11 protein-coding genes and 4 pseudogenes are annotated in these 12,507 nt (G+C 63.7%); 9 read left to right on the top strand and 6 right to left on the bottom strand.

Annotation, left to right across the window (positions count from 1 at the left end; all coding sequences use genetic code 11):
- The first annotated feature begins 1 nt into the window (after position 1).
- The 5 genes and pseudogenes from GKR99_05335 to GKR99_05315 all read left to right on the top strand — a co-directional run bounded on the left by GKR99_05335 (position 2) and on the right by GKR99_05315 (position 4,297).
- Positions 2-349 (top strand): helix-turn-helix domain-containing protein, encoded by a 348-nt coding sequence (locus tag GKR99_05335; GenBank protein ID NKB26994.1) that lies wholly within the window; start codon positions 2-4, stop codon positions 347-349.
- A pseudogene (locus GKR99_05330) lies at positions 280-807 on the top strand (ribonucleoside-diphosphate reductase, adenosylcobalamin-dependent). The gene GKR99_05335 and the pseudogene GKR99_05330 overlap by 70 nt, the downstream one beginning before the upstream one ends.
- 196 nt (positions 808-1,003) lie before the next feature.
- Entirely contained in the window at positions 1,004-2,068 is a 1,065-nt protein-coding gene (locus tag GKR99_05325) for a hemolysin-type calcium-binding protein (protein NKB26993.1), read from the top strand.
- A 267-nt stretch (positions 2,069-2,335) separates the two neighbouring features.
- Positions 2,336-2,956, top strand: a complete 621-nt coding sequence (gene rpsD, locus GKR99_05320) for a 30S ribosomal protein S4 (protein NKB26992.1) — start codon at positions 2,336-2,338, stop codon at positions 2,954-2,956.
- 197 nt (positions 2,957-3,153) lie between these two features.
- Positions 3,154-4,297 (top strand): annotated as a pseudogene (locus GKR99_05315) (MFS transporter).
- Positions 4,298-4,349: 52 nt separating this feature from the next.
- Here the strand turns inward: GKR99_05315 and GKR99_05310 are convergent.
- From GKR99_05310 to GKR99_05300, 3 genes and pseudogenes are all read right to left on the bottom strand, one after another.
- Positions 4,350-4,583, bottom strand: coding sequence for a DUF2798 domain-containing protein (locus GKR99_05310; GenBank protein ID NKB26991.1), 234 nt, complete (start codon positions 4,581-4,583; stop codon positions 4,350-4,352).
- A gap of 135 nt (positions 4,584-4,718) precedes the next feature.
- A pseudogene (locus tag GKR99_05305) lies at positions 4,719-5,380 on the bottom strand (WYL domain-containing protein).
- Between the two features lie 5 nt (positions 5,381-5,385).
- Positions 5,386-5,694: pseudogene (locus tag GKR99_05300) on the bottom strand (VOC family protein).
- A gap of 373 nt (positions 5,695-6,067) precedes the next feature.
- Between GKR99_05300 and GKR99_05295 the strand changes: the two are divergent.
- The 4 genes from GKR99_05295 to GKR99_05280 all read left to right on the top strand — a co-directional run bounded on the left by GKR99_05295 (position 6,068) and on the right by GKR99_05280 (position 8,930).
- Complete coding sequence (locus tag GKR99_05295; protein NKB26990.1) at positions 6,068-6,739, top strand: 50S ribosomal protein L25/general stress protein Ctc; 672 nt, start codon at positions 6,068-6,070, stop codon at positions 6,737-6,739.
- A 132-nt stretch (positions 6,740-6,871) separates the two neighbouring features.
- Positions 6,872-7,558, top strand: a complete 687-nt coding sequence (locus tag GKR99_05290; GenBank protein NKB26989.1) for an aminoacyl-tRNA hydrolase — start codon at positions 6,872-6,874, stop codon at positions 7,556-7,558.
- The gene (locus tag GKR99_05285) at positions 7,555-8,565 is read left to right on the top strand and encodes a DUF2332 family protein (protein NKB26988.1); all 1,011 of its coding nucleotides are present in this window, start codon (positions 7,555-7,557) and stop codon (positions 8,563-8,565) included. Before GKR99_05290 ends, GKR99_05285 begins: the two co-directional genes overlap by 4 nt.
- Entirely contained in the window at positions 8,562-8,930 is a 369-nt protein-coding gene (locus GKR99_05280; GenBank protein ID NKB26987.1) for a DUF2237 family protein, read from the top strand. Before GKR99_05285 ends, GKR99_05280 begins: the two co-directional genes overlap by 4 nt.
- A 55-nt stretch (positions 8,931-8,985) precedes the next feature.
- Here GKR99_05280 and GKR99_05275 read toward each other — a convergent pair whose 3' ends face one another.
- The 3 genes from GKR99_05275 to GKR99_05265 all read right to left on the bottom strand — a co-directional run bounded on the left by GKR99_05275 (position 8,986) and on the right by GKR99_05265 (position 12,451).
- Complete coding sequence (locus GKR99_05275) at positions 8,986-9,675, bottom strand: ATP phosphoribosyltransferase (GenBank protein NKB26986.1); 690 nt, start codon at positions 9,673-9,675, stop codon at positions 8,986-8,988.
- The gene (locus GKR99_05270) at positions 9,672-10,748 is read right to left on the bottom strand and encodes an ATP phosphoribosyltransferase regulatory subunit (GenBank protein NKB26985.1); all 1,077 of its coding nucleotides are present in this window, start codon (positions 10,746-10,748) and stop codon (positions 9,672-9,674) included. Before GKR99_05270 ends, GKR99_05275 begins: the two co-directional genes overlap by 4 nt.
- A 98-nt stretch (positions 10,749-10,846) precedes the next feature.
- Positions 10,847-12,451 (bottom strand): histidine--tRNA ligase, encoded by a 1,605-nt coding sequence (locus tag GKR99_05265; GenBank protein ID NKB26984.1) that lies wholly within the window; start codon positions 12,449-12,451, stop codon positions 10,847-10,849.
- Positions 12,452-12,507: the final 56 nt, after the last annotated feature.

Genomic DNA, 12,507 nt, shown 5'->3' with positions numbered 1-12,507 from the left:
CTTGTTGAGAGGATTGAATCAGCGCCATAGCCCTCGATCAAGCAGGAGTTTTTCAACAAAATTGGCCGAAGTCGCTCGCAAGTCAAACGTCTCTTACGAAGCTCTCAAAAAGATCAAGCAAAGAAAGACAACGTCGCCCTCAGCTGAATCAGCATCGGCAATCGCCAAGGCGTTTGGGATGTCGTTTGACGAATTTCACAGTTTGCCCGGCACCGCCGGGCCGCCCCCCCGGGCGGGGGCCTTGCCCCCACCCGCGGCCGGGAACTGCCCTCAACACAGGGCGATGTCGTCTATATTTCCGACCCCCTGGACCGCCCGCAAGAACTCGAAGGCACCACCTACAAGCTGAAATGGCCGATGAGCGAACATGCGATCTATATCACCATCAACGACATCCTGCACGCCGGACGGCGCCAACCGTTCGAGGTGTTCATCAACTCAAAAAACATGGAGCATTTCGCCTGGACCGTGGCCCTGACCCGGATGATCAGCGCCGTATTCCGGCGCGGCGGGGACGTCAGCTTCGTGGTCGAGGAAATGAAGGCCGTGTTCGACCCGCGCGGCGGTGCCTGGATCGAAGGCAAATACATCCCCAGCATCCTTGCCGCCATCGGCGGGGTCATCGAAAAGCATCTGATCGCCATCGGGTTCATCGCCGGGGAAGGCATGGGCCTCAAGGCCGATCCGCGCGCCGAAATCAGCCGCATCGGCCCCGCGAAAGCCTGCGAAAGCTGCGGCAATTTTGAAATGCGGATGGTCGAAGGTTGCATTACCTGCGCCAACTGCGGCTATTCAAAATGCGGCTGAATTGGCGGCCTGAACCGCGTTTCAGGCCGTCGCCCATGTCCTTTTCGAACCAAATACCCGCGTAAGGCGAGCGATTTGTGCCCCCGCGGCCACTTTTGGCGCGAATCACAGGGTAATTTCGTCAATATTGTTCGCTTTACGTTAAAGGCATGCGTTATCCTGCCCGATAATAAGAAAAAACGACGGGCGAGCGGGAATGTTTTCAAATATCAGGGGCAGTTTTGTGCTGGCCTGGTCGCAGACCTACGTTGACGGTCTGGGCATGGCACCTGTGTCGGCACTCAGCATCGGGGCGACCTGGCGTTGGAGCGGGTCCGCGACGCGCGTTGATGGCGCCGATGACCGCCTGGTGCTGGACGGCGCCCCGGGCGTAGCCGCACTGCGCGAACGCGCGGCAAAAACGGTGCGCAAGATGATGCACGGGCGGGTGGCCAACGGCAATCGCCTGTCCGATCTGGATGACGCCGAACCGCTGTTCGAGCGCAGCTTCTCGATGACCGATGGGCGGCGCGTCTTTTCGGCCACGTTGATCGACGTGGCGACATCTGCGCGTCCGCTGGTGATGTTCGCGGATGGGTTGCCCCCATCAGACACCGATCTGTGGATCACCCGCTGCCCGGACGGGCTGGGCGCGCTGCGGCTGTCCAAAGCGGTCGATAACGTCATGTGCTTTACCCGTGGCACCTGGCTGGATACGCCCGCCGGTCGCAAACAGGTCGAGGCGCTGCGCCCCGGCGATCTGGTCGCGACCATGGATGACGGCGCGCAGCCGGTGCGCTGGATCGGCACCCGCACGATCAGCGGCGCGCGCTTGCAGAGCTTCCCGGATCTGCGGCCCGTCTCGATCAAAACCGGGGCCTTCGGGGCCAGCCACCCGCAGCCCGATCTGCTGTTGTCGCCCCGGCACCGGGTGCTGGTGCGCGGCGCCGCCGCGCGCAACCTGTTCAACACGCCCGAGGTTCTGGTGGCCGCGTCCGATCTGCTGAACGACGGCAGCATCCGCCGCGTCACACCGCCGCGCGGCGTCACCTATATCCATCTGATGTTCGACCGCCATCAGGTCGTCTGGGCCAACGGCATCCTGTCGGAAACCTTCCACCCCGCCTCGGCCGATCTTGGCGCGCTGGAGGCTGCGGAGCGCGACGCGCTACTATCGCTCTGCCCAGAGCTGTCCAATAGCGCATACGCCTATGGCAGCACCGCACGCCGATCGCTCAGCGCCGCCGAAGCGGCGGTGATGGTCCACGGCACGCGCCACTAGGGTATCATCCATCAAATCTGCCCCGATGCACGAAGACGAACACCCTTAGCAAAGCGCGCGCCATTCCCATGACGTTTGAAGTATTCAGGATCGTGCTTCAAAGCCTGTCGCAACCGGCGTTGACTCGGCCCCGAACCGCTGTATAAGCCCCCGGTCCCGATCAGTCGGTCCGGGGCGTTTATTGGTGTTGGTGGCCCCCGCAAGGGGAAGCCTGTCGGGGGTCAAACCCAAAGGACAACGCCCTCATTAGTTAGAGGAGATCAGACGGTGACAAAACGCACCTCTGCCAAGTACAAACTCGACCGCCGGATGGGCGAAAACATCTGGGGTCGTCCAAAATCCCCGGTCAACCGCCGCGATTACGGCCCCGGCCAGCATGGTCAGCGCCGCAAGGGCAAACTGTCTGACTTTGGTTTGCAGCTGCGCGCCAAGCAGAAGCTCAAGGGCCACTACGGTGACCTGACCGAAAAACAGTTCCGCCGCATCTTTGCCGAGGCTGAGCGCGTTAAGGGCGACACCGGTGAGAACCTGATCGGCCTGCTGGAACGCCGCTTGGACGCCGTCGTTTACCGCGCCAAGTTCGTCGCGACGATCTTTGCCGCGCGCCAGTTCGTGAACCACGGCCATGTCAAGGTGAACGGCAAGCGGGTCAACATCCCCAGCTACCGCGTCAAGGAAGGCGACGTTGTGGAAATCCGCGACCGCTCCAAGCAGTTGGCCGTCGTGATGGAAGCTGCCGGCCTGCCCGAGCGGGACGTGCCCGATTACATCGACGTCGATCACTCCAAGATGACCGCAACCTTCACCCGCACGCCGGGTCTGGGCGATGTGCCCTTTGCGGTGCAGATGGAACCGAACCTGGTCATCGAATACTACGCGCAGAACTAATCCCTGCGTCAGCGATTTTCTGGGCCGCCCTGGGGAAACCGGGGCGGCCTTTTTCATGCCCGCCACGCTGGCGCATTTGCGCCGCCTGCGCGCGATCAGGGTCCAGATCCGGTCGGCGGAACCACGCCAATGTGACGTAATATGTCGTCGTGAACTGTTCAGTTGCGCCGCTGTACGCTGCGTGGCACTCCGGTGCGATGAAAGCGATCCTGACCTCTCTCAGCCATGCTCCGGCGCCGGTTGCCGCATTCCTGATTGTCGGCGCGTTCTGGGGAACTTTTGCGGCCTATGTGCCCGAGATCAAGGCAGGCATCGGCGCGTCGGATGCGGCGTTTGGCGCCGCATTGCTGTTCAGTGGGCTGGGGCTGTGCACCGCGCTGATCCTGGCCCCTGTCGCGGACCGGATGCTTGGGCCGCGCGCGATGCAGGTCGGGGCGGGGCTGCTGGCGATGGCCTTTCTGCTGCCCGCATCCGTGCCGAACGTCTGGACCTTCGCGCTGGCGATGTTCTGTGCGGCGGCGGCCTCGGGCCTGCTGGACGTGATCATGAACGCCCGGGTGTCGGAACTGGAAAGCCGCACCGGGCGCAGCCTGATGAATTCGCACCACGCGGTGTTTTCCGTCGGCTATGCCATCACCGCCCTGCTCAGCGGCCCGGCGCGCGATTTTTGGGGTGCCCGCGGTGATGGCATTCGCGGTTGTCGCCCTTGGCACCGTTGCGGCGCTCAGCTGGCTAAAGATGGACACCCAGACGGCCACAGACGACGCCGAGACTGCGCAGATCCGCATGGGTCCGGTGGTGTTCTGGGGCGGGCTGATCACCCTGATTGCATTCATGTCTGAAGGGGCCACGGAAAACTGGTCGGCCCTGCATATCGAGCGCACCCTGGGCGGGCGCGCCGCCGAAGGGGCGTTCGGGCCCTTCATGCTGGGCCTGACCATGTCCATCGGGCGGTTTTCCGGTCAGGCCGTGGTCGAAAAGCTAAGCGAAACGCGCGTGATCAACGGCGCGGCGCTGGTGTCGGCAATTGGCGTGGTCATCGTGGCGCTGGCCCCGGTGCCGCTGGTCGCCTACGTCGGCTTCGCGATCTTCGGTCTTGGCGTGTCGGTGATTGCGCCCATGGCGCTGGCGCTGGTCGGAAAAAAGGTCCGCGCGCGGAACCGGACGGCCGCAATCTCGCGTACCGCGGTGATCGGATTTGCCGGGTTCGTCATCGGACCACCGCTGCTGGGGCTGACGGCCGAACTGTTTTCGCTGCGGCTTTCGTTTCTGATCGTAGCCGCGATCCTGCTGTCGTGCATCGTCTGGTCCGGGCGACTGGGGCGATCAGGGCGCGCATAATTTTCCGCCCGCACCCCGTGCATGCCCCATGCGCCGCTGACCAGCTTGCCTGCTACTCGGACCGCGTACAGGACATAACACCCTGGGTCACGATCGGCCGCAGCACGACCAATGCAGGAAACGCGATCAGCCAGGCCCAAAGCCAGGTGGTCACCCAGATGCCACCGAAACCGTCGACAAATCCCAATGCCCGCCAGGTGGCGAACCCCGACACCAGCAATGACATCCCGCCCGAGACCAGAAACGCCACCACATAGGGTGCGCACCATTTTGGAATAAATCGCATCAACCGTCCTGACCTGCTGGTGCCATACATTTTGCATACGTTGTGCCGACGCTTTGCCGACAAGGTCAACCACCATGTCTTTTCGCCAAAAATACTCCCGCCGGAGGCTCCGCTGGTTGACCCAAAGCGCGGTCGTCAGCCGTGGTCCTTGGAGTCATAAAAGTCGCTCAGCCGCTTGCCACGTTCGGGCCGGAACTTGCCGACCGCCTCCATCGCGGCGATCCGGTCCACGCGGAATATGCGGAAGTCGTCGCGCAGCTCGCACCAGCCGACCAGCGTCCAGACCTTGCCCCAGAACCACAGGCCCAGCGGGCGGATGATGCGCGTCGTCTCGGCCCCTTCCAAGGCGTCGTATCGGATTGACAGCCGGTCCAGCGCCTCAACCGCGGTATCGAGGGCATCCAAGCGCGCGCGCGTCGTGTCATCCATCGCGTTCCAGGTAAATGCATGGATCTGCACGGTTTTCGCCTGATTGCGCACGGCGTCGGGCAGCACCGCGTCAAACTTGATCAGCGCCTCCTCCGCCGCTTTGGCCATATCCAGCCCGCCCAGGCCTTGATCAGCCGCGCGCCCGCCACCAGCGAGGTGATCTCGGCCCGTGTAAACATCAGCGGTGGCATCTCATAGCCCGAGCGCAGCAGGTATCCCACGCCAGCCTCCCCCTCGACCGGGACGCCGGAACCGATCAGGTCGGCCATGTCGCGATAAATCGTGCGTTCGGACACCTCGAGGTCTTCGGACAGGCGCCGCGCGGTGACCAGCCGCCCGCCCCGAAGGGCCTGAACGATCTGGAACAGGCGATCCGCCCCGGCGGGATGGTGATCGGGTCGGACAGAACTTTGCCGCCGGCGGTGGTCAAGCGGTCCATCGTGGCCTCCAGAGTATCGGGCACCAGCAAATGGATGGTCGGGCCGTCCGACGACGGTTTGCCGGGATAAAGATGGCCTGCCGTGCCGCTGTCATCGCTGGGCAGGAACGAGATCGGGTTCGGGCCCGTGTCGTCGATTGTCAGCTCATAAGTGAAGACATCGCTGTAAAACGCCATGGCGCGATCCATGTCGGTAACGGGAATTTCCGTCCAGACAACGGCACTTGCGGGTTTGAAAGACATCGGATGGTTCCTTTTGATTCGGTTTCGATGCCCTGTCTTCGCACAGGCCCCCTGACAGCATTCTGTCAGGAGGATTGGCCAAAGTGCAAATTTGGACCAAAGCGCTGTCAGCCCCGCACCCCGGTGCCGTGAACGCGCGGCACATTGTCGGATCCCCCGATCGGCCAAGATTGCGCCTGTGGTCAATCCGACACGACGGACGCGTCCTTGATCGCTTCTCTGCGGGGCATTTCCTTGGCTTGCGCAATCGGTTCATTCCGATCCTGCGGCCTGCTGCGATTCCCCCTTCCCATCACGGCGATTCCCCCGTATAGCCGCCGCTTCATCGGGGCACACACCCTTGGAGGGTGCCCCTTCATCAAGGAGACGACCCATGGCCGGAAAGATCCCGGATCTTAACGCCACGGTACGCACGGGGACAGGCAAGGGGGCCGCCCGGCAAGCCAGACGCGAAGGCTTGGTACCTGGTATCATCTATGGCGGCGGAGCTGATCCGCAGCCGATCAATATTCCCTTCAACTACCTGCTGAACCACCTGCGCAAGGGCCGCTTTCTGGCCACGCTGTGGAACATGAAGGTCGAAGGTCAGGACGACGTGCGCGTCATCTGCCGCAACGTCGAACGTGACGTGGTCAAGGACCTGCCGACGCATATCGACTTCATGCGCCTGCGCCAGACCTCGCGCGTGAACATCTTCGTTCAGGTCGAATTCATCAACCACGAAGAATGCCCCGGCCTGAAAAAAGGCGGCGTGTTGGTTGTCGTACGCTCGGAAGTCGAGCTGAACGTTCAGGCCAACAATATCCCCGAAAACATCACCGTCGATCTGACGGGTATGGACTTCGGCGATGTTGCCACAATCTCGAACGTGGATCTGACCGAGGGCGTGAAGCCGGTGATCGACCGCGACTTTGCCATCGCCAACGTTTCGGCACCGTCGGTCGTGCTGTCTGACGACGATGAAGACGGCGAAGAGGGTGGTGAGGACGCTGACGGCGAAGCCACCGAAGACTCCGGTGACGACGCAGGCGGCGCGGACGAATAAGTCCGCCATATTCGCAGCAAAGCTGGGGGGCTGTCGGCCCCCCAGACCCCCCCGAGAGTATTTTTGGCGAAAAGACGGGCCGGGGATCCGGCCTGCTGGTTTGTTGCGCCGAAATATCCTATCTGATGCCTCATGAGACTTTTCGTTGGCCTTGGGAATCCCGGGGCAAAATACGCCCAGAACCGTCATAACATCGGCTTCATGGCCGTTGATCGGATCGCTGCGGATCACGGGTTTGCGCCCTGGCGCGGGAAGTTTCAGGGCAGCCTGTGCGAAGGTGTTCTGGCAGGCGAGAAGGTTCTGTTGCTGAAGCCTGAAACATTCATGAATGTGTCCGGGCAATCGGTGGGCGAGGCGATGCGGTTTTACAAGCTGACCGCCGCCGACATCACCGTGTTTCACGACGAGCTTGACCTTGCGCCCGGCAAATGCCGCGTCAAGACCGGCGGCGGGCATGCGGGGCACAACGGATTACGCTCGCTCCACCAGCATATCGGGCCTGACTACAATCGGGTGCGGCTGGGCATCGGTCATCCGGGTCACAAGGATCGCGTGGCTGCTTATGTGCTGCATGATTTCGCCCGCGCTGATCAGGATTGGCTGGATGATCTGTTGCGTGGGATTTCGGACGGTGCGGCGGCGCTGGCGTCGGGCGATACGGGGCGATTCCAGAACGCGGTGGCCTTGCGTGTTGCGCCACCGCGGTCGTCGACCTCACCCAAATCCGCGACAACCCCGGCAAAGCCGGCAACACAAACCGAGGCCCCTGCCCCGGACACCCGCAACCCGCTGCAAAAGCTGGCGGACCTGTTCCGGTGAGCATTCTGCCCGAAGCATTCGAGGCGCAAGCGCAGGCATGTGCCGAACTCGGCTCTCCATTCATGGCGCGGCTGTGTGGCGTGCTGCCTGATCTGCTTGAGGGGACGGCGCTGGGGGCGCGGCTGCGGGTGTGGCCGGGCGATGTAGGGCCGGGCGGAGACTCGCTGCCGTTGCGGGTGGCGGGCGCGCTGCATGCGCTGAAACTGGACGGTGATGCGGGGCTTGGGGCGATTTATCCGCCCCAGAATCCCGGCGATACGGGCTTCGCGGACGGAATTGCGACGGCGCTGGAGGTTCACGCAGAGGCAATTAACGTTTTCATCGACCGTCCACCGCAAACCAACGAGGTGCGCCGGTCCGCATTTCTGATCGCGGCGGCCAGCGTGGTCACGTCTCGATTTGGATTGCCACTGCGGCTGTCGGAACTTGGGGCCAGCGCGGGGCTGAACCTGAACTTTGATCGTTACGGGCTGGCCGCCAATGGCTGGGCGCGCGGCGCGTCCGACCCTGTCGTGACGCTGACGCCGGATTGGACGGGCGGGCCGCCGCCCGAGGCCAAGATCGCGGTGGCCGAGCGGCGCGGCGCGGATCTGACGCCGCTTGATCCCGTGGCCGACCGGCAGCGGTTGCTGGCTTATCTGTGGCCGGATCAGCCGGAACGCCTGTCGCTGACCCGTGCAGCACTGGCGCTGCCGCCTGCCCCGGTGGATGCGGCAGATGCGGGCGACTGGCTGGGGGCGCGGCTGGACGCTGTGCCGGGGCGGGCGCACCTGATTTTTCACACGGTTGCCTGGCAGTATTTCCCAGCAGCGGTGCAGGCGCGCCTGACCACAGCGATTGAAGCGGCAGGGGCGCAGGCAACTGCGGATGCGCCACTGGCGGTTGCGTCGATGGAAAACGATGGCGGTGACGGGGCCGCGCTGAACCTGCGTCTGTGGCCGGGGGATGAGGCATTGCACCTTGGCCGGGGCGATTTTCACGGGCGCTGGATCAGGTGGGCGCTGTGAAACCTGACCCGTCATTGAATGTTCTGGGCGACGCCTTGCAGCCCTGTTCAACCGCGCCGCTGACCGGGTTCTTTCGCGATGGCAGTTGCAATACCTGCGCCGAGGATCAGGGGTCGCATACATTCTGTGCGGTGATGACGGCCGAGTTTCTGGCCTTTTCCAAATATGTCGGCAACGACCTGTCGACGCCGCGCCCCGAATTCGGCTTTGCGGGCCTGAACCCCGGCGATCAGTGGTGCCTTTGCGCCGCGCGGTTTGCCCAGGCGGCGGATGAGGGTTGCGCGCCGAAAGTATCGCTGGAGGTGACGCACCAGCGCGCGTTGGAGGTGGTTCCGTTGGCAGTTCTGCGCGCGCACGCGCATTAAGGCCAACCCCGATTGATCCCGCACAGTCCGGTGCGGGATAACCAAGGCCCTCCCCTCAGACGTTCAGCCCGCTGCGCACCTTGGTCCATGTGGCCGTAATGTCGTCCGGCCATGGGGCAATCCCTGATCGGAACAGCGTCGCCTGGCTGCGCAGGATCGGCGCGTCGGACAGGATTTTCAGGTGGTTGGCGCGCAGCGTTTCACCGGTTGAGGTGATATCGGCCACCGCCTCGGCGGTTTCGTTTGCGATGGTGCCTTCGGTCGCCCCCTGGCTGTCCACAAGGCGATAGTCGGCGACGCCGGCAAGGCTGAGGTACTCACGCACCAACCGGTGGTATTTGGTCGCGATCCGCAGGCGGTGGCCGTGGGCGGCGCGGAAGGCGGCGGCGGCAGCGTCCAAATCGTCCAGCGTGTCAACATCGACCCAGGCACCGGGCACCGCGATGATCAGGTCTGCCTGTCCGAACCCAAGAGGCGCGACCTCCTCAACCATCCGGGCCCAGCCTGCCAGCTTTTCGCGCACCATGTCGGTGCCGGTGACGCCCAGTTGGATGCGGCCTGCGGCAAGCTCTCGTGGGATTTCCCCGGCGCTGAGCAGGACCGGTTCGATCCCGTCGGCATCTGCACGCGCGGCATATTCGCGGTCGCTGCCGCTGCGGCCCATGTCCAGACCACGGGCCGAGAACCAGTCGAAGGATTTCTCCATCAACCGGCCCTTGGACGGGATGCCGATCTTCAGGCTCATGGCGCGACCTCCAGCACCTGAGCGGGGCGGATGACGCCGCCGACGGCGGGAATGGTGCCTCCCTGGCCCAGCGCGCGGGTCAGCGCGTCATAGCGTCCGCCTGACGCTATGGGCGGCAGATCGGGGCGGGTTGTGGCGTAGAAGCCAAAGACGAATCCGTCGTAATATTCCAGGCTGGTGCGGCCATAGCTGCCTTCAAAATCAATGTCCGACAGATCCAGCCCCCGGTTGCCCAGCGCTGTCAGGCGGGCCTGAAACTGGTCCAGCGTCGGCTGGATCGCGGGCAGGTCAACGGCAATGTCACGCAGCGGGTCCAGCGCATCCGCCAGCGGCACGCGGATTTCCAGCAGGGCGTTCAGCAGATCAACCTCGGACCCCAGCGGAGGGATGTTGGCGTCTTCGCGCAGGGCGTCGATGCGGGCCAAAACCTCGGCCCGGCTGCGCAACCCGATATCAGGTGGCGCACCGGCAAATGGGTCAGCGGCGGCCAGCAGCGCGGCGCGGGCGGGCGGGACCGGGGTTTTCCCGGCATAGCGGTTCAGCAGGGCGCGGAACCGGGCCGGGCGCCAGATGTGGCGCAGCAGGGCGGCCTTGCGCCGGTCGGTGGTTTTCAGCCCGCGCACGGCAGCGTTCAGAAGCCCGATGTCGCCGGTTGCGGCGCGCAGGGACAGTGGGGAAAGGATCTCGGCGAACAGGGCAAAAACCTCGGCATCTGCCGCCGCCGGATCGGCGCGGTCGAACAGCTCGAACCCGGCCTGAATGAATTCGGCGGGGCGGTCGGGGTCATCTTCCTGACGGCGAAATACCTCGCCCGCGTAGGTGTATCGTGCCGGTTCCGCGCCGCCTGCCATGTGGCGCTGCACGACCGGGACGGTGAAGTCGGGGCGCAGCATCACCTCGCCCCGGAACGGGTCGGCGGTTGTGAAGGCGCGGGCGCGGATGTCTTCGCCGTAAAGGTCCAGCAACGTGTCAGCAGGTTGCAGGATCTCCGCCTCGACCGGGACGGCGCCTGCGGCTTCGAACCGCGCGCGCAGGCGGGCGGCTTCAGCGAGGATTTCGGCCTTGGAGGTCATAAGACGGCGCGTTCAGCGCGCAACTTTGGCCAAGCGCGGCACGCGACCTGCCCGAGGGGTGGGTCGGTCGCGTGTCGCGCGTTGCGCGCTCCGGTCTGTCATTCTCCCAGCATCTTTCGTACCGCTGGAACCAGATCGGCGCGCGGCACCTCGATCTGCGCGGGCTGGTCTTTCCATTCTTCGTGCGTCGCAGTCTCGGCGATCTTCGCGCCCAGGATCAGGTCTTTCAGTTGCACGACGTCGCGGTCCGCCTCATCCCCGCCCTGGATGATGGCAATGGGCGAGGCGCGTTTGTCAGCGTATTTCAACTGGTTACCGAAGTTCTTGGGGTTGCCGAGGTAAACTTCGGCGCGGATGCCCGCGCCGCGCAAATCCGAAGCCATAGCCTGATAATCCGCCATCCGGTCGCGATCCATGACGGTGATGACAACCGGGCCAGTTGCCACCGTGTCGAGGCGCCCTTTCGCATCAAGCGCGGCCAGCAGCCGGTCAACGCCGATGGAGACGCCGGTGGCCGGAACCGCCTGCCCGGTGAACCGCTTGACGAGGTCGTCATAACGCCCCCCGCCCGCGACCGAGCCGAACTGACGCGGGCGACCCTTTTCGTCGGTGATCTCGAAGGTGAGCTCGGCTTCGTAGACCGGGCCGGTGTAATAGCCGAGGCCGCGCACGACGGAGGGGTCGATGACGATGCGGTCGGGGCCGTAACCTTGGGCTGCGAGGAGGTCGGCGATTTGTTCGAGTTCGTTGACGCCTTCTAGGCCCACTGAGTTCTGGTCCACCAAGTTTCTTAACGATGCACAAATATGTTTGTTGTAAGCGCGTCCTGACTCTTGGTCAGAAATGCTGCCAGATGCAAAAGCACCAACTCTTCTTAGCTCCATATCCCACTCTGCTGGGGTTTTCCCCTCGTACCCTTCGAGAGTGAACATTGATGAGCTAACAATTCCTTCCTTAGCGCCAACGAATGCTAGAATTCGATTGACTTGTTCGGGCGCCAAGTTGGCTCCCTCTGTGTAATCACCGCTTTCATCCTTACGACCTTTTCGTAGTAGGGCCATTACACCCTCCGGCCCCAGCCGATCCAGCTTATCAATCGCGCGCAGGACGATGCCGCGTTTTTCGGCGAACTCCTCGGTGTCCGGCAGGCCCGCGACCTCCATCACTCCGTTCAGAACCTTCCGGTTGTTTACCCGGATGATGTAATCGCCGCGCTCGATCCCGACCGCTTCCAGCGTGTCGGCCATCATGGCGCAGATCTCGGCGTCCGCTGCCACGGTCGGGGTGCCCACCGTATCCGCATCACATTGATAGAACTGGCGGAACCTGCCCGGGCCGGGTTTCTCGTTGCGCCAGACAGGGCCCATCGCATAGCGGCGATAGGGGGTCGGCAATTCATTTCTGTGCTGGGCATAGACGCGGGCCAGCGGCGCGGTCAGATCATAGCGCAGCGCCAGCCAGTCGGCATCCTCTTGCCAGGCGAACACCCCCTCATTCGGGCGGTCCACATCGGGCAGGAATTTGCCCAACGCCTCGACCGTTTCAACAGCCGAACTTTCCAGCGCGTCGAAGCCATAGCGGTGATACACCTCGGCGATTTTGGCCAGCATCGCGTTGCGGGCCGCAACCTCGGGGCCGAAATAATCGCGGAACCCTTTGGGCGGGGCGGCCTTGGGGCGGGGCTGTTTCTTGTCTTTGGCCATGGGGCGCCTCCGGGCGGTCGGGTCGGGCGGATGGGTCGCGCGGGGGATAGCGGATG

This window comes from Paracoccaceae bacterium (genome assembly GCA_012103375.1).
GTDB lineage: Bacteria > Pseudomonadota > Alphaproteobacteria > Rhodobacterales > Rhodobacteraceae > WLWX01.
Note: the sequence above shows the minus strand (reverse complement) of the source record. Positions and strands in the feature narration are given on the sequence as shown.

Bases quoted from the DNA above. Each gene is read 5' to 3' on its own strand.
- GKR99_05325 (NKB26993.1), top strand. From the start codon at position 1,004: ATGTTTTCAAATATCAGGGGCAGTTTTGTGCTGGCCTGGTCGCAGACC.
- GKR99_05310 (NKB26991.1), bottom strand. From the start codon at position 4,583: ATGCGATTTATTCCAAAATGGTGCGCACCCTATGTGGTGGCGTTTCTG.
- GKR99_05295 (NKB26990.1), top strand. From the start codon at position 6,068: ATGGCCGGAAAGATCCCGGATCTTAACGCCACGGTACGCACGGGGACA.
- GKR99_05290 (NKB26989.1), top strand. From the start codon at position 6,872: ATGAGACTTTTCGTTGGCCTTGGGAATCCCGGGGCAAAATACGCCCAG.
- GKR99_05275 (NKB26986.1), bottom strand. From the start codon at position 9,675: ATGAGCCTGAAGATCGGCATCCCGTCCAAGGGCCGGTTGATGGAGAAA.
- GKR99_05270 (NKB26985.1), bottom strand. From the start codon at position 10,748: ATGACCTCCAAGGCCGAAATCCTCGCTGAAGCCGCCCGCCTGCGCGCG.
- GKR99_05265 (NKB26984.1), bottom strand. From the start codon at position 12,451: ATGGCCAAAGACAAGAAACAGCCCCGCCCCAAGGCCGCCCCGCCCAAA.